The organism is Sanguibacter sp. 25GB23B1 (assembly GCF_040012415.1).
Taxonomy (GTDB): domain Bacteria; phylum Actinomycetota; class Actinomycetes; order Actinomycetales; family Cellulomonadaceae; genus Sanguibacter.
In genome coordinates this window covers 1-16,397 of sequence record NZ_JBDYKL010000007.1, presented here as the reverse complement: position 1 = coordinate 16,397, position 16,397 = coordinate 1, and the positions used below count along the sequence as shown (strand labels likewise).

At 71.1% G+C, this 16,397-nt stretch carries 11 protein-coding genes; 7 read left to right on the top strand and 4 right to left on the bottom strand.

The annotated features are described in order from the left end of the window. The first annotated feature begins 119 nt into the window (after positions 1-119). Entirely contained in the window at positions 120-4,088 is a 3,969-nt protein-coding gene (gene eccCa / locus ABKW26_RS06065; protein WP_348591805.1) for a type VII secretion protein EccCa, read from the top strand. Positions 4,089-4,156: 68 nt separating this feature from the next. On the opposite strand, the gene ABKW26_RS06060 is transcribed toward eccCa, so the two are convergent. From ABKW26_RS06060 to ABKW26_RS06045, 4 genes are all read right to left on the bottom strand, one after another. Further along, complete coding sequence (locus ABKW26_RS06060) at positions 4,157-5,440, bottom strand: S8 family serine peptidase (RefSeq protein WP_348591803.1); 1,284 nt, start codon at positions 5,438-5,440, stop codon at positions 4,157-4,159. After that, positions 5,437-6,798 (bottom strand): type VII secretion protein EccB, encoded by a 1,362-nt coding sequence (gene eccB, locus ABKW26_RS06055; RefSeq protein ID WP_348591801.1) that lies wholly within the window; start codon positions 6,796-6,798, stop codon positions 5,437-5,439. Before eccB ends, ABKW26_RS06060 begins: the two co-directional genes overlap by 4 nt. 11 nt (positions 6,799-6,809) lie before the next feature. Then, positions 6,810-8,168, bottom strand: a complete 1,359-nt coding sequence (gene eccD, locus ABKW26_RS06050) for a type VII secretion integral membrane protein EccD (protein ID WP_348591800.1) — start codon at positions 8,166-8,168, stop codon at positions 6,810-6,812. A 111-nt stretch (positions 8,169-8,279) separates the two neighbouring features. Beyond that, positions 8,280-9,029, bottom strand: a complete 750-nt coding sequence (locus tag ABKW26_RS06045; RefSeq protein WP_348591798.1) for a hypothetical protein — start codon at positions 9,027-9,029, stop codon at positions 8,280-8,282. 451 nt (positions 9,030-9,480) lie between these two features. Between ABKW26_RS06045 and ABKW26_RS06040 the strand changes: the two genes are divergently transcribed. The 6 genes from ABKW26_RS06040 (at position 9,481) to ABKW26_RS06015 (ending at position 16,338) form a co-directional block, all read left to right on the top strand. Continuing rightward, complete coding sequence (locus ABKW26_RS06040) at positions 9,481-9,792, top strand: WXG100 family type VII secretion target (RefSeq protein ID WP_348591796.1); 312 nt, start codon at positions 9,481-9,483, stop codon at positions 9,790-9,792. Positions 9,793-9,832: 40 nt separating this feature from the next. Beyond that, the gene (locus tag ABKW26_RS06035) at positions 9,833-10,117 is read left to right on the top strand and encodes a WXG100 family type VII secretion target (protein ID WP_348591794.1); all 285 of its coding nucleotides are present in this window, start codon (positions 9,833-9,835) and stop codon (positions 10,115-10,117) included. A gap of 109 nt (positions 10,118-10,226) precedes the next feature. Continuing rightward, positions 10,227-10,646 carry a hypothetical protein gene (locus ABKW26_RS06030; protein ID WP_348591792.1) on the top strand — a complete coding sequence of 140 codons (420 nt, stop codon included), beginning with the start codon at positions 10,227-10,229 and terminating at the stop codon, positions 10,644-10,646. A gap of 105 nt (positions 10,647-10,751) precedes the next feature. Beyond that, a complete protein-coding gene (locus ABKW26_RS06025; protein ID WP_348591790.1) occupies positions 10,752-12,125 on the top strand; it encodes a hypothetical protein in 1,374 nt (457 codons plus the stop codon). A gap of 182 nt (positions 12,126-12,307) precedes the next feature. Then, on the top strand, positions 12,308-14,326 hold the full coding sequence (locus tag ABKW26_RS06020; RefSeq protein ID WP_348591788.1) for a hypothetical protein: 2,019 nt from the start codon (positions 12,308-12,310) through the stop codon (positions 14,324-14,326). A gap of 206 nt (positions 14,327-14,532) precedes the next feature. Next, on the top strand, positions 14,533-16,338 hold the full coding sequence (locus ABKW26_RS06015; RefSeq protein WP_348591786.1) for a hypothetical protein: 1,806 nt from the start codon (positions 14,533-14,535) through the stop codon (positions 16,336-16,338). Positions 16,339-16,397: the final 59 nt, after the last annotated feature.

Sequence of the window (16,397 nt, the reverse complement as noted above, 5' to 3'; positions counted from 1 at the left end):
GCTGCTTCACGCCGTGCTGCGCGAGTTTACCCATTATTGTGTGGGCTGACTCCCGTGCGGTCGTGCGCTCGTCCAGCTGGCGGGCCGTTCACCGTGGACGACAGCTATGAGAGGCCCTCATGAGTACCCCGTTGTACCGTGACGTGCGCAAGCCCGCCCCGCCGCTGCCCTCCGGCCGCGTCGTCATGCAGGCACCCCCCGAGCTCGTCCCGTCCGACGGCGTCAGCGGACTCATCTCGTCTCTCGTCCCGATGCTCGGCAGCGTCGGGTCCATCGTCTTCGTCGCCATGGCGTCGCCCGGCCCCCGCGGCATGATCGCCGGCGGGATGTTCCTCGTCGCCTCTCTCGGCTTCGTCGTCGTCAACGGCTGGCGGCAGCGCTCGCAGCACCAGGCGACGGTGCTCGGGAGCCGGCGCGAGTACCTCGCGTACCTCGCGGACCTGCGCGCCACGGTGCGGCAGGCCGCGAACCAGCAGCGCCGTCACGGGTTGTGGAACAACCCTGAGCCCACGGCGCTGGCCTCCTTCGCCGAGGACGGCGAACGTGTGTGGGAGCGCTCGCCGGGTCAGGGTGACTACCTCCACGCCCGCATCGGTGTCGCCAGCCAACCGCTGTGCCTCGCTCTCGAGGCTGCCGAGACACCACCCCTCGCCCAGCTCGACCCTGTCGCCGCGTCGGCGGCCCACCGCTTCCTCGTCACGCACGAGATGCAGCCCGACATCCCGGTGTCGATCGACATCGCGGGCTATTCGCGGATCGAGGTGACGGGGCCCGAGAGCGGGGCCCGCGGGCTCGCCCGTGCGCTCGTGTCCCAGCTCGCCGCCTTCCACTCCCCGGAGCACCTCCAGATCGCTGTGGTCGCCTCGCCGACGGCGCTCGCCGAGTGGGAGTGGGCGAAGTGGCTCCCGCACACCCACAGCACGCGCGAGAAGGACAGCGTCGGCCCCGCCCGGATGATCGGGACGGACCTCGACGACCTCGAGGCCATGCTCCCCGCCGGGATGCACGAGCGGTCGCGGTTCTCACCGAACGGGCAGGCCGTCTCGCCGCACGTCCTCATCGTCCTCGACGGGGGCCGCGTCGCGCCCGGGAGCGTCATCGCGCCACCCGAGGGTGTCATGGGCGTCACGGTCCTCGAGCTCCCGGAGTTCTGGGACGATCTCTCCGACCCGCTCCGGCTGCGGCTCGCGGTCGGCGCGGCCCCCGCGCGCGCCGGGGCTCGCGCGCCGGTGGAGCTCGTGCACCTCGGGGATGAGCCGCGTCTCGCTCTCGCCGACGCGGCGTCCATCCCGGACGCCGAGGCCATGGCCCGCCGGCTGACCCCGATGTTCGTGGGCTCCGGGGAGTCTCCGAGCGAGTCGACCGCGGTGTCCGCGGAGCTCGTGGACCTCCTCGGGATCGGTGACATCCGTGATCTCGACCTCGACGTCACGTGGCGTCCGCGGCTCCAGCGCGACCGCCTGCGGGTGCCGATCGGCCTCACGGACCAGGGGCAGCCGATCGCCCTCGACATCAAGGAGTCCGCCCATCAGGGTATGGGCCCGCACGGCCTCGTCATCGGTGCGACGGGCTCGGGCAAGTCCGAGGTGCTCCGCACCCTCGTCCTCGCGCTGGCGCTGACCCACTCGCCGGAGGACCTCAACTTCGTCCTCGTCGACTTCAAGGGTGGTGCGACGTTCGCGGGCATGGCTGACATGCCCCACGTCTCGGCGATCATCACGAACCTCGGCGAGGAGCTCACGCTCGTCGACCGCATGCAGGACGCCCTGCAGGGCGAGATGACGCGTCGGCAGGAGCTCCTGCGCTCCGCCGGGAACTTCTCCAACGTGTCGGACTACGAGAAGGCGCGCCTCGGCGGACGCACGGACCTCGCGCCACTGCCCGCCCTGCTCATCGTCGCGGACGAGTTCTCCGAGCTCCTCGCGGCCCGTCCCGACTTCGTCGACCTCTTCGTCGCGATCGGCCGGCTCGGACGCTCCCTCCAGATGCACCTCCTGCTGTCCTCGCAGCGGCTCGAGGAGGGCAGGCTCCGTGGGCTCGAGTCCCACCTGTCCTACCGGATCGGTCTGCGGACCTTCTCGGCTGCCGAGTCGCGCACCGTGCTCGGCGTCCCGGACGCGTACAACCTCCCGCCGATCCCCGGCATCGGCTACCTCAAGCCGGACACGACGACGATGATCCAGTTCCGGGCGTCGTACGTGTCGGGTCCGCCGAAGGCCCGCAGCGGCCAGCGTCGCTCGCTCGAGACGTCCGGTGCAGGGGGGCTCGAGCCCTTCACCGCGGCGCCCGTCGTACGCAGGTCGGTCGAGGAGGTCGCCCCCGTCGAGATCGCCGCGCAGGCCGAGGAGGAGCGGGCGACCTTCGACATCGCCGTCCGCGCCATGGCTGGCCGCGGACCTGCCGCGCACCAGGTGTGGTTGCCGCCGCTCATCACGCCCCAGACCTTCGACCAGCTCATGCCCGACCTCGTCGTCGATCCCTCGCTCGGGCTCGTCTCGCCGTCGTGGCGAGCGGCGGGAGACCTCGTGGTCCCGCTGGGGATCGTCGACCGTCCGCTCGAGCAGCGCCGAGAGGACCTCGTCGTCTCTCTCGGAGGTGCGGCCGGTCACATGGCGGTCGTCGGTGGTCCACGTACCGGCAAGAGCACGGTGGCCCGCTCGGTCGTCACCGCCCTCGCGCTGACGCGTACGCCGCTCGAGGTCCAGTTCTACGTCCTCGACTTCGGCGGCGGCACGTTCAGCCCTCTCGCCTCTCTCGCGCACGTCGCCGGGGTCGCGAGCCGCAGCGAGCCAGACGTGGTCCGGCGCATCATCGCCGAGGTCCGCGGCATCGTCGACCGCCGCGAGAACTACTTCCGGGCGCACGGCATCGACTCGATCGAGACGTACCGGCAGCGCCGTCGAGAAGGCCGTGTCGACGACGGCTACGGCGACATCTTCCTCGTCGTCGACGGCTGGAGCACCATCCGCGCAGAGTTCGACGAGCTCGAGCCGCAGATCCAGGCGCTCGCGGGGCGCGGCCTGACCTTCGGTCTCCACCTCCTCGCCACCGCCACGCGGTGGATGGACTACCGCAGCCAGGTCAAGGACGTCTTCGGGACGCGCATCGAGCTCCGCATGGGTGACCCCATGGACTCCGACGTCGACCGCAAGGTCGCCGTCAACGTGCCGAAGGACCGGCCCGGTCGTGGCATCGTCGCCTCCAAGCACCACATCCTCTCCGCACTCCCGCGGATCGACTCGGACACGAGCGCGACGACGCTCGGAGCCGGTGTCGAGCACCTCGTCGAGACCGTCAATGCCAGCTGGACGGGTCCGGCCGGACCGAAGCTGCGCCTCCTGCCCGACGAGATCTCGCTCGATGCAGTCCGCGCCCAGGCCCCGGCCGGGACGCGCACCATCTGGCTCGGGGTGGACGAGGCCAACCTCGCCCCGGTCGGTCTCGACCCCATGGACGAGCCGCACCTCTACGCCTTCGGCGACGGCGGGTCGGGCAAGTCCGGGCTCCTGCGTGGCTACGCTCGCGAGGTCATGCGCCAGTTCACGCCCGCCCAGGCGCAGTTCTTCGCGGTGGACTACCGGCGGTCCCTCCTCGGCGAGATCCCGGAGGAGTACCTCGCGGGATACCTCACCACCCACGAGACGGCAGGTGGACAGCTCACCGACCTCGCCACGTACCTGCGTGGTCGCCTGCCCGGCCCGGACGTGACGGCGGACCAGCTCCGCTCGCGGTCGTGGTGGTCGGGCGCCGAGGTGTTCGTCCTCGTCGACGACTACGACCTCGTCGCGACCTCGCTGGGCAACCCGCTCGCGGCCCTGGCTCCGCTCGTCGCGCAGGCGGGGGACGTCGGCCTGCACCTCGTCGTCGCACGCCGCTCCGGAGGCGCGAGCCGGGTCCTCTACGAGCCGGTCCTCCAGGCGCTCCGTGACACGGCCGCCCCGGGCATCCTGCTCTCGGGCAGCTCCGAAGAAGGACAGCTCATCGGGACCGCGCGACCGATCCCGTCCGTGCCGGGCCGTGCGCAGCTCGTCACCCGCGAGCGTGGCCGCGAGGTCATCCAGGTGGCGTCGACGCAGCCCGTGCACTGACGCTGATCAGCCGGAAGCGTGCCGGACCGCACGCGCAGCGCCGGCACGCGCGGCGCGGCGACGTCGTGTCAGCGGCGGGTGGTGCGGCGCCGGCCGACGAGCCGGCCGAGGAGCACGGTCGCGAGGACTGCTCCGACACCTCCGAGGGCCCACCACACGGCGACTCCTTGCGTGCGCAGGATCGGGTCGACCGTCTGGTCCAGGTCGAGCGACTGTGGCGGAGGAGTCGGCTGGTCCTGGCGCGGGAAGACGGGACTCTCCGGACCGCGGGCTGTGCCGTCGTCGACGAAGGTGAGCGCCTCGGTCGGGCGGATGACGCCCCACCCGGTGTAGTAGTCCCGGACGTCGAGCGTGCTCCGGCTCGCGGTCACCTCGAGCCGGTGGGCCCACTGCGCGGGGCTCTCCTGGGGATGTGCCTCGGCGATGAGCGCCGCCGCGGCGCTCACGTAGGCGGTGGCGTAGCTCGTCGACGGCACGCCGTCGCCCATGAGGCAGTCGCCTGCTGCGAGATACGTCGTCAGGACGTCCGTGCCGGGCGCGGCGACGTCGATGTGGGGGCCGTGGATCGCGTCCGCAGTGGCCAGGCCAGCGCTGTCGACGGACGTGACCGAGAGGACCTCGGGGTACGCAGCCGGGTAGCGGGGCGAGTCCTCCTTGTCCTCTGTGGTGTTCCGGTTGCCGGCGCTGGCGACGACGAGCGAGCCGAGCGACGTCGCATGCTCGACGGCCGACCGCAGCTCGGGGCTGTCGACGGTGCTGCTCATCGACACGTTGATGATCTGCGCGCCGGCGTCGGCGGCAGCCCGGATGCCTGCAGCCATGCGGTCGTCCCGCGGCCCGTTGCCGGCATCGACGATCTGCTCGTCGGTCGAGAAGTAGACGCGGACGGGGAGGATGGTGGCGTCCCGCGCGAGCCCGACGACGCCGGAGCCGGTGACGGGGCGAGCGGCGATCTGGCCGGCCACGGCCGTGCCGTGAGCCATGACGTCCGCGGTCGGGGAGCTGTCGGCCTCGGGCACGCTCACGAGCGACACACCGGGCAGGACGGCTGTGCCGAGGTGCGCGTTCCCGGCCGCCACACCGGAGTCGACGACAGCGACCGTGACCCCGCGTCCTGTCGCGACCTGCCAGGCGAGCTCGCTGTTGAGCTGCTCGAGCGCCGCCGGGACGTCAGGGGAGTAGACGGTCGTCTCGGGGGTGCAGGCGGCGCCCGGGAGAGCGAGCGTGGAGGCGCCCGGGACAGGGGCCGCCGACGGGAGATCGTGCGCGGCCGCGACCGCGACCGGCACGACGAGTCCCGCGCAGGCCACCTGGAGGGCGAGGACGCCTCCCACGAGGGCGCGCCGGGTCACGAGGCGCTCGCGACCTGCGGCGTCTGGCTCGCTGCCTCGGCGGTGAGCTCGGGTCCGGCGGGGAAGAGCGCGAGCCACGCCTGCGGGACGGGGACGATGTCCGCGTCGGTGTAGCCGAGCTGGGCGAGCACCTCGGTCGACGCGTCCGGTACGGCGAAGGTGGTCCCGGAGGAGTCGACGAGCTGGACGATCCCGCGGTCCGGCATCTCGTCGCCGGTCCCACGGACGAGTGCGCCACGAGCGGGGGCGACGACCACCTCGAGCCCTGGTGCGGTCGGTGCTGCGTCCTCCGGTGCGTCCGCGAGGTGTCCTCGGGCAGCCGGGCTCGCCGACCCGTCGAGGACGACGCACAGCGGCGCTCCGGAGTCCAGGGCCGGCGAGGGATCGACGGGCCAGGACTCGGGTGCGAGCGGAGCCGCAGTCTCGAGGTCGCGGATCTCGGCGCTCGTCGCGCGGATCGGACCGGTGAGGTCGGACCCGGAGCCGAGCTGGTAGAGCTGGTAGGCGACCTCGGTGAGCGGAGCGAGCTCTCCGGCGGACGTCACGGCGTACCGCTTGGGAGCGTTCCCGGTCCCGGGGACCTCGAGCACGGAGCCGACGACCGCGCCCGACACGTCGAGGGGACTTCCGAGAGGTGTGCCCGCTCCTGCGAGGGTGAGCGGCTCGAGCGTCGACCCGGCGGTGAACGTGTTGAGCCACAGGCCGGGCACCGCGGTGACCTCGGCGGACTCGAGCCCGAGTGCGCGGAGCACGGCGGTCTCCTGTCCCGGCGCGACGAGGTGGCGGAACGCGCCGTGCACGACGAAGGTCTGGTCGCCCGTGGTGACGACCGCGCTGCTGGTCGACAGCGTGGCCCCTCCCGCGTCGGGGACGACCTGTGTGAGGACGGCGCCGTCCTCGGCGGTGCAGGACAACCATCCGTCGTCGACGAGGTTCTCGCGAGAGGGCAGCTCGTCGGGCGCGCCGGTGATGCCGATGCGGGCACCGCGAGGGACCTCGGCGATCTTGTCCTCGGGGACCTCGACGACCTTGAAGTCGGCAGACGGGATGAGCAGGCGGGCGCTCGTGGTGTTGGTGACCGGGTAGAGGGTGCCCTTGACGGCGACGAAGCGGGTACCGCTGCCCTGGGTCAGCACGAGAGAGCTGTCGTCCCAGCCGTTCGGGAGCCCGGGCTTGAGGAGCCCGAAGCCGAGGCTGCCGAGGACGAGGAGCACCGAGAGCGCGACACCTGCGACGACGGCACGCATGGGCTTGGTCGGTTCGAGCTCGCGTCCCCCTGGCGTTCCGCTGACGAATGCCGTCAGCAGGCGCCGACGACTGAACGCCTGCGCTTCGACGAGCTCCTTCTTCGAGGCCATCGTCGCCCGCTCTAGAGGAGACCGGCGGCGGTGACGCCGAGCGGGAGGAGGAGGGCGAGGCTGAGGATCTCGATGGAGTCGGCCACGCGCCCGAACGCCGCTCGTGGTCGAGGAGCGATGAGGCACGCGCCGACGACGACCGCAGCGACGACGGCGACCACGACGAGCAGCGTCCCGCGCCACTCCGGGTGCAGCACCGCCGCGGTGAGGGTTGTGAAGGTCACGCCGAGGATGCCCGTCGCCATGACGATGAGCACGTCCGCGCGGGAGAACGTCTGGCGCACGCTGAGGAGCATGCCCGTGTAGCACAGGACCATGAGCATGGTCCCGCTCAGGCCGAGGCCGACGACGGCGGGTGTCACGAGGAGCGCGACGAGCGCCACGGCGCCGCGCAGGCCGAACTGCATGCGGTAGCCGCGCTGGTAGTCGCGGCGGACGTCTGCTTCGACGACGGGCGGCGGCGTGAGTGCGATCTCGGCGTCGGACTGCGGCGAGACGGCCCGCAGCGATGTGCTCGACAGCGCGAGCCACGGGATCCCGTTGCTAGCGGTCACTGCGAGGGCGATCGTGAGCGCCAGCGCTTCACCTGCTCCGACGTCGGTCAGCGCGATGCCCGAGCCGGCCGCGCCGAGGACCACGCCGATCGTCACGGGGACGATGCAGATCTCGTGGCGCTCGGGAAGGATGACGAGACCGGCGAGTCCCGCGCACAGCGCTCCTGCGCCGGTGGCTGCGAGCGGCCAGCCCCAGGCGCCCGAGGCACCGGGATCGGTGATGAAGAGGTAGCCGGCGACCATCCAGAACGCTGCACCGCAGAGCACCATCGCCTGGGCCCCGGTGGTGTGGTTCTCGCGTCGACCGATGACGGCGGCGCTGATGAGGACGAGGGTGCCGACGACGGTCGCGACGACCGGGGAGAGGAGCTCTCCACGCTCGCCCCCGAGGAGGAGGACGGCCCCGGCCAGCAGGAAGGCGGACGCGGCACCGACGGCCGTCCGTGCGCTGTCCTGCTCCGTCCAGGGGGCGTAGTCCTTCTCGACAGCGTCGGCGACGGCCTCGACGACGTCGTCGTACACACGCTGTGCGGGTCGCGTCGCACCGGCCTCGAGCGTGAGGACCGCGCCGTCGCTCACGCTCTGTGCGATGAGCGAGACGCTCGTGTCGAGCACGGTCCCGTCCGCCCGGACGAGGTGGTACCCGCCGTACACCGAGGTCGAGTCGAGGAGCCGGAGCGTGCGGGCGAAACCGGGCACGAGCTCCGCGACGGGGATGCTGCCGGGCGCACCGACGTCGAGCCGTCGGTCGCCGGCGACGACGGACACGCGGACGAGCGTCCCGAGTGCGGTGGGTGCTGGCGATACCTCGACCATGCGGGTCCTCTTGTGCGGTGTGAGCGGGCGGGCGGTGTGCTCGGGGGACGAGACGGTGGGACGACGGGCCTCAGCATAGTGAGTCACCGGACGCCCGGTGCGGCGTGCCCGTCAGTCGACCGCGACGAACCCCTCGTAGTCCGTGCTGGCCGAGGAGGAGCTGTCGTCGTAGATGTTCAGGGCGACGCGCCAGGTCCCGCCCGGGGCGTCGGCCGCCGGGACGTCGGTGCAGACGGTTCCGGTGACCTCGGCCTGCTCGTAGACGTCGGAGGTGGGGAAGAGGTCGTCGAGCGCGAGACGGCACGTGGAACCGATGACCGTGTAGCTGGTGCCGCTGGCGCCCACGTACGAGACCTCGAAGGAGCCGAGGTCGGTCGGGACGCCGTCGGCGTAGGTCACGGTCATGGGTGCCACGACGTAGCTCGTGCCCGCGGCAGGCGCGTACTGCGCAAGCTCGACGTCGCTCATCTCTGCACTGAGCGAGGCCCAGCCGTCGACGTCCGTCGGCCCGATCGTCGTGGTCCAGCCGCCCGCGGTGACGGGGTCACCGGCGGCGAAGGGGTCGTCGCGCGTGCCTGCGGGTCCCTCTGTGTCGACGGGAACCGACGGCTCGTCGGCCGGGTCCTCGGTGCTGGTCGATGACTCGTCCGCGGGTTCTGTCGTCGCTGACGTCGCAGCAGGGGGAGACGGCTCGTCGTCGTCCGTGAGCATCGAGATCCCCACGACGACGGCGACGACGAGCAGCACAGCCACCGCGACGACGATCCAGACCGTCCGCGGCCGGGGGCCGTCCGTCCCGGGTGCGGGTGCGGTGTCGGGTCGCTGGCCCCATCCGGCAGGAGGGCTCGGCTGTGCTGCCATCGGATCCTCTTTCTCTGCGCGGGTCGTGCCTGCGCGTGGTGAGCGCGTGCACGCGCTCGTCGGTTGCGTGCGCCTGCGCGCGATCATCGGTGGTGTCGTCGTGCTGAGGTGCGGTTCAGAGTACCTGCGCGGCTCGCGGCAGGGGCATCGGGACGACGGGGCACCCTTCCTGCTGCGCACCCCTGGGCCGGCGACGCGGACCGTCCGGACGCCCGGGACCCGCGTCCGGGGGTGAAGGAGAGAACTCCCCATGGGGCGGATGTGACACGAACACTGGAGCTACGCGCTTCATGGGTACATCTACCCACGTCGCGGGGATGCGTCCGGGCGGGCCGACGCCCTAGTGTCCGGAGTGTCATCAGCATGCAGGAGCCGCGATCCCGGCCCCTGCGCACCGGTCGGTCGACGGGTGCACCAGATCTGGCCCTCGGGCCTGTGAGAAGGAGTCATTGTGGCAGGTGAAGTCTCTGCAGTCGAAGGTGCACTCAAGCAGGGTGCCCAGGCGGTCGTCCAGTCCCGTGGGGAGCTCCAGAAGGAGCTCAACGGGCTCGAAGGAAAGCTCTCCTCGATCGGTTCTGCGTGGACCGGTCAGGGTGCCGTGGCTTTCACGTCGCTCATGTCCCGGTGGCGCGAGGACGCGTCCAAGATGATCAACGCGCTGAACGAGTTCGAGGCGAACCTCAACTCCTCGAGCACGACGTACGACTCGGCGGACGAGACGCAGTCCACGTCGATGACGAACCTCACGCAGCGTCTCGGCTGACCCTCACCCCACTCTCCACAGACCAGGAAGGACTGACACGATGAGCGACCTCAAGGTCAACTTCGGAGCACTCTCCACCGCAGCAGCCGACATCCAGGGCAGCGCGACCAACCTCGAGCGGATCCTCGACGACATGGATCGTTCGCTCCAGCCGCTCCGCGCGAACTGGAACGGTGAGGCCTCCTCCGCCTACACCACCGCCAAGACGAAGTGGTCGACGGCGATCAGCGACATGAAGCTGCTCCTTGCCGACGTCGGCAAGGCCGTGTCCTCGAGCAACGACGACTACCAGGCGACAGAGCGCGCGAACACCCAGCGCTGGTAGTCCTGACGGTCGTGCCGAGGCGGACGGGTTCTCTCCGTCTCGGCATGTGCCGTGAGCACTGCGAGCCCGGACGAACGACGAGCCGGAACGAGCGAGAGGAAGGACGACCGTGAGCACTGACAGCGTCAGCGTCGATGAGCAAGTCCTGGCGGCGAGGATCAAGACCGTCTCGGTCCTCCTCGAGGACATCCAGACGGTGTACAAGCCGTTGCAGGAGATCGGTGCGCGATCGACCACGCAGGCGTGGACCGCGGTCCCGTCGTGCCAGGCGTTCGCGGCGAGCTACCTCGGTGCCGTGAACGCGACGGTCGACGTGCTCTTCCAGGCGGAGTCGAAGGTCTCGGGGCTCGTCGAGTCGCTGCGGAAGTTCGCCGACGAGATCCAGCTCGCGGACGAGGACGCGCTGACCTCGCTCGAGAAGCTGGAGAGGCAGGCGGACGAGGTCCTCCTGCGCCCAGGACAGACGCCGGTGCAGGGGCCGGTCATGTCCCTCCCGACCTACGGGCCGTACGCACCGCGGCCCGAATGACGCAGGTCGCCGCGGTCGTGCGCCGACCCGCAGGCGGCAGGACGAGGTACGGAAGCATCCGTACCGTGCAGGTGAGGCTCGTACACGAACAGCGAGGGACATGAGATGGTAGCCGGCCCCAACGAGAAAGAGCTCAAGCTCGTCAAGGACACGGGGACCGAGCCGTGGGCCCGGGACGTGACCAAGTTCAGCACGGCCGCCCTCTCTCTGGAGAGCATCGCCGCGTCGCTCAAGAACATCGCGGCGGACGTCGGCTGGACCGGGACGTCGGCCGACAGTGCGAGCGAGACGTTCACGACGCTCGGCTCGACGCTCTACGTCCACGTGGACAACATGACGAAGCTGTCCTCGGTCGCTGCGGCGGCCGATGCCGCGGTGGTCTCCGCGCGGGCGGGGCTCGACGTCGTCGAGGGCACCGTGGTCCAGCCGAACGCACCGCTCATCGACGGAGATGCGGACCTGACGGCCGAGGCGACCGCCGCCCAGCGGGAGGCTCGGGCCACGACCGCGCTCACGACGCTCGACACGGCGATGGCCACCGTCACGACCGAGGCCCAGACCATACTCGAGACGATCGAGACGAATCCCGTCGAGCCACCGCCTCCCGGTGGCCAGGGGCCCTCGGCACCCACACCCACCCGTGCTCCCGGGTCGCCGACGAGTGGACCGGGCGGTGACGACTCCTCGCTCCACGCCGATCCGGGACACAGCACTGGAGTGGTGTCCACGGGCGACGGCAAGGGAGACGGGAACGGGAACGGGACCACCACCATCGGTCGGCCGGACGGCTCCGGCGAGACCACGGTGGGATGTGACCTCGGGGACCTGACCCCGGACCATGTCGGCGACGGGACCGGCGACGGCACGGGGACAGGCAGCACGGTGACCGGACCGGGTGGCCGGACGTCCGTCGACGGCGGTGTCGGTGGCACCGTGACCGCAGGAGGCGCGTACGGCGCCGGCTACGGCCCGGGCGGGCCCGGTGCGATGGGCGCCGGCGGAGCGTCGGGCGGCATGGACGGGCTCGGCGGAGCCGGCTCCGGCTCGCGCGGCAGCGCCACGAGCGGTTTCGGTCCCGGGGGCCCGGGTGGGATAGGGGCTGGTGGTCTCGGAGCAGGCGTGCTCGGCGTCGGTGGTGCAGGAGCGAGCCTGGCGGGCGGACGACTCGGCACGATGCCCGGCGCGGGCGGTCTGACCGGGCTCGGCGGTCCGGGTGCGGGCGGCGAGGGCGGTGCCGCGACCAAGGCAGGCAGCGCAGGGGCCAACGGCATGATGGCGGGAGGCGCGGGAGGGGCAGGCCGCGGTGGCAGCTCGTCGCGATCTCGGCGACGCTCCGGGGACTACATGGCGCCCACGCTCGACGAGGACGGCAACCCCGTCGCCCAGGATCTCGGTTCTGCAGCGCGGGCGGGATCCCGCTCCGACGCTGCGGCGGTGGTCACGCCGACGGACGACGGGCGGGACGACGACTCCTGGTGACCGCCCGGAGGGGAACGCGGACCGACAGAAGACGGCGTGATGACGCCGCAGGTCGGTGCGGGCGCAGTCCCGCCGTGTTCGGTAGGTTGTGAGGGTCACGTCGCGCAGCGCGAGCGCGAGATCCCGGGTCCCGGGATCGTCGCGGAACGAGAGCTGTCACAGACGGCACAGACGAAGGGAAGATGATGAGCAACGAAGGTCAGGCGCCGAGCACGGGAGGCTACCCGCCCCAGGGTGGACCCTCTCAGCAGACCCCGCCGCCCGGGTCCTACCCGCCACCTGCCGGTGGTGCGCCCCAGGGTGGTCAGTACGCGCCTGCGCCGGGGCAGCACGCCCCTCAGCCCGGCCAGTACGCACCCGCGCCGGGCCAGTACAGCCCCCAGCAGGGGCAGTACGCCCAGCAGCCAGGGCAGTACCAGCAGGGGCAGTACCCGCAGCAGGCTGCCGCTCCGCGCCCGAATCCCTTCAAGGGGATCCCCGTCGCGGACTTCGTCCGTGACGGTCTCGCAGCGCTGCTGCTCCTCGTCTCGCTCGTGCTCCCGGTCACGGCCGGTCGTGGCCTCGAGGGGGTCGGTGACCGCTTCCACTACATCGTCACACTCGTGACGCTGCTGTCCGTCGTGTCACTCGCGCTGCCGTACCTGGCCCGTGCGAGCATCTTCCCGCCGTCCTGGACCGTCCACACGACGCGACTGGTCCGGCTGCTCGCGAACGCCCCCTATGTCCTCGTGGTGCTCGTCTATGTCGTGCTCGACGTGGTCACGAGCGACAAGATCCAAGGTGTCGGCACGATCTTCGCCCTCGGCCTGGCCGGCGCGGTGCTCGCTGCGCAGCCACGGCAGTGCGAGCTCGGCCCGGAGGACCTGGACCGCGGGGTGAGCGAGCTCTGGCTGAAGATCACCCTCGGCCTCGGCGCCTTCATCGCCCTCACCTACCTCGTCTCGCTGATCCTCTTCCTCGTCGACGTCGGCGACGTCGCAGACTTCGGCGCGATGTACGTCGTCGGCCACCTCGTCGCCTGGGCGATCGCCGTCGCGTTCAGCCTGTGGATGATCTACGGCACCGCTGTCCAGAAGTCACCGTCGTGGCGCCTCACGCTCATCGGTGTGGCCACGATCCTCGTGTGCATCTTCGTGTTCGGGGCAGGCGAAGACGCTTCGCTGACGAAGATCCAGACGATGCGCGACGTCCTCAGCCCGTTCGTCTTCCCGCTGTCGCTCGCCGAAGGACTCGGCGCGATCTTCATCCCTGCGGTCGCTGCCGCTGCGTCGGCACCGGCCACGCTGCGGGCGATGGTTCGCGAGCCGCGCGAGCAGAGCTGGATCGGCACGGCCGTGCACGGCTTCGACTACGCGATCCTCGTCGCCGGGGCTGCAGTCCTGGGTGCCATCCTCTGGTTCACGCTCGAGGACGGTGGCTTCTTCGTCGCGGAGAAGCCCACGGGGACTCTCGTGACGACGATCATCCTCGGACTGCTCGCGGTCGGAGCAGCCCTCTATGCACGCATGCAGCTGCGCAAGGATCCCGCGGGCAGCCGCACCATCGCCCTCGGGGCGGCCGGCGCGCTGTTCGTCCTCGGGCTCGTCATCCTCATCCTCGTCCCGAGCGACTCCTACGGGAGCGACCTCAAGTACGTGACGCCGGGCCACCTCGTGCTCGCGTTCGGCCTTCCCGCCATGATCGCGATCGCTCTGACGGCGCCCAAGGAGGTGCGGGCCTACTTCCAGGCGAACAGTCCCGCCCCGCGTGCGGTGAACAGCTCCGCGTACCAGTGGAGCGCTCCTCAGGCGCAGCAGCCGGGCTACCAGTACCCCGGGCAGCCGCAGGCTCCGGCCCCGTACCAGGGGGCTCCTCAGCCGCAGGCCCCGTACCAGGGGAGCGACCAGAACCCCCAGACGGGCGCATGGCAGACGAAGGCGCTGCCGACCGAGTCGGCGCCGCAGCCCGCCGCCCCGTCGGCAGCACCGGCGCCGACGCCCCCACCTGCAGCCGAGGCGGCGCCGGCAGCACACGGCTTCACCGCTGCGCAGGCGTCCGACCCTGCGACGCCGATGGCCGTCCTCGCGGACATCGTCCAGAACGCGCCCGAGCTGCGCGCGCAGGTCGCGGCGAACCCCACCGCGTACCCGGCGCTCGTCGAGTGGCTCGGCCAGCTGGGGGACCCTCAGATCGACGCGGCGATCCGGTCGCGCACTACCTGACAGCTCGACGCAACGCCCGGTCGTCTCCCGACGGCCGACGGAGGAGCCCGGACGCGCACGCGTCCGGGCTCCTCCGTCGCGCGGGGCCGTACGGCGTCTGGCGTCGGCGATCGATTTCACCCAGGACAGTGGGGATAGATGTCCCCATTGGCCCCCCTCAGCAGGGCCACTATGGTCACCTGTGACACCGAGATGTGAGGCTGATCATGACCGAACCCACCCAGTTCACCGCGGCCCAGGCGGCCGACCCGGCGACTCCCGCCGCAGTGCTCGCGGACATCGCGACCCACCGTCCCGACCTGCGCGCTGCAGTCGCGTCGAACCCGACCGCGTACCCGGACCTGCTCACCTGGCTCGCCTCCTTCGGGGACCCCGCCGTGGACGCCGCGATCGCGCAGCGCCCCGTGCAGACGTCCTGGTCTCCGCAGGTGCCCGAGTCTGCGACCGGTGTCGCGGCAACCTCGGCGTTCGGCGCCGCCGGCCAGGCGTTCGCGTCCTCCGGGCAGCCGCAGGGCGCGCACGGCTTCGGGCAGCAGCCGACCGCTCAGGGGTACGGACAGCAGGGCTACCAGACGGGTGCCCAGGCGTACGGACAGGGTCCGGCGGCGGGCGCGTGGGGCACGCCGCCGCAGGAGAAGAAGTCCCGGCGTGGGCTGTGGATCGGTGTCGGCGTGGCCGGCGTGCTCGCGATCGGCGGCGGGGCGTTCGCGGCGAACGCACTGTGGTTCTCCAAGGTGGGTGGCGCCTCGAGCCCCGAGGCGGCTGTGACACAGCTGGTCGAGGGGGTGGCGGACAAGGACCTCGTCTCCGTCTACGGCGTCATGTCTCCCGCGGAGGTGTCCCAGGTCTCGACCGGCTACGACCTGTTCCTGCGCCACATGGAGGACATCGACGACGACGGCGCGAAGGACACCCTCGAGGCCTACCTCGACGCGATGGAGCTCGAGCTGAGCGACCTCGAGGTCGACGTCGAGGAGATCGAGGACGGTCTCGCGAAGGTGACGATCACCTCCGGCAGCCTCGAGATCGACGCGGATGCGGACAAGCTCGGCGACGCGGTCATCGACACGCTCGACATGGCGAAGGAGTCCTCTTTCTGGGACGAGCTCTCGGCCGGTGGCGAGGTGCCGTCCGACGACGAGATCCGTGAGCAGATCGCCACCGCGGTCGAGGAGCTCCCGGTCACGGTGGCCGCCGAGGACCTGGCGTTCGACCCCAGCGGGTTGTCCCTCGACTCGTTCGACTCGCTCGACTCCCTCGGCACCGGTGACCTGGATCTCGAGGACGTGCCGTCCGAGGAAGCCATCGACCCGTTCCTCATGGTGGTCGAGGAAGACGGCGACTGGTACGTCAGCCCATACCTCACAGTGATGGAGTACTCGGTCGTCTCGGCGGGCGGAGTGCGCGGGACCATGCCGTCCGACGACCTCGCGGGCGCCTTCGACACTCCCGAGGAGGCTGCGGTCGGACTCGTCGAGGGGCTCAAGGAGTACGCGGAGACCGGTGAGATCGATGCCTACCTCAGGGCCCTCCCGCTGGCTGACCGCCGCACCGCGGCCCTCTACGCCACGACCGAGGCGCTCGAGAGCGGAGACCTCGAGGAGATGCAAGACGTCTTCGAGCAGCTCGACGTCGAGGCGTCGTTCTCGCTCCGCGAGGAGGACGACGGCATCGCGTGGCTCGTCCTCGACTCGTTGACGATCGCGGGTGAGATCGACGGAGAGTCCGGCTCGATCGAGCTGGACGCAGAGTGCTTCAGCGCCGACGTCGAGGGCGAGCAGATCAAGGGCTGCCTCGAGGACATCCCGGCACTTGTCGAGCTCGGGATCGGCGACCTCTCGCTCATCGCGGTCGAGGAGGACGGGAGCTGGTACATCAGCGGCCTCGGGACGGCCGGGGACGCCTCGGGCATCCTCACCTCGAACCTCCTGCGGCTCTACGACGAGGGCAAGCTCCTCGACGAGCAGTGGTGGGAGGAGAACCTCGGCGTGATCGGCGAGGAGCTCTTCTAGCCGAGTCGGGATTCCCGACCCCGAGGGACGGACGAGAGGACCCGGCGCACGAGCTGTCT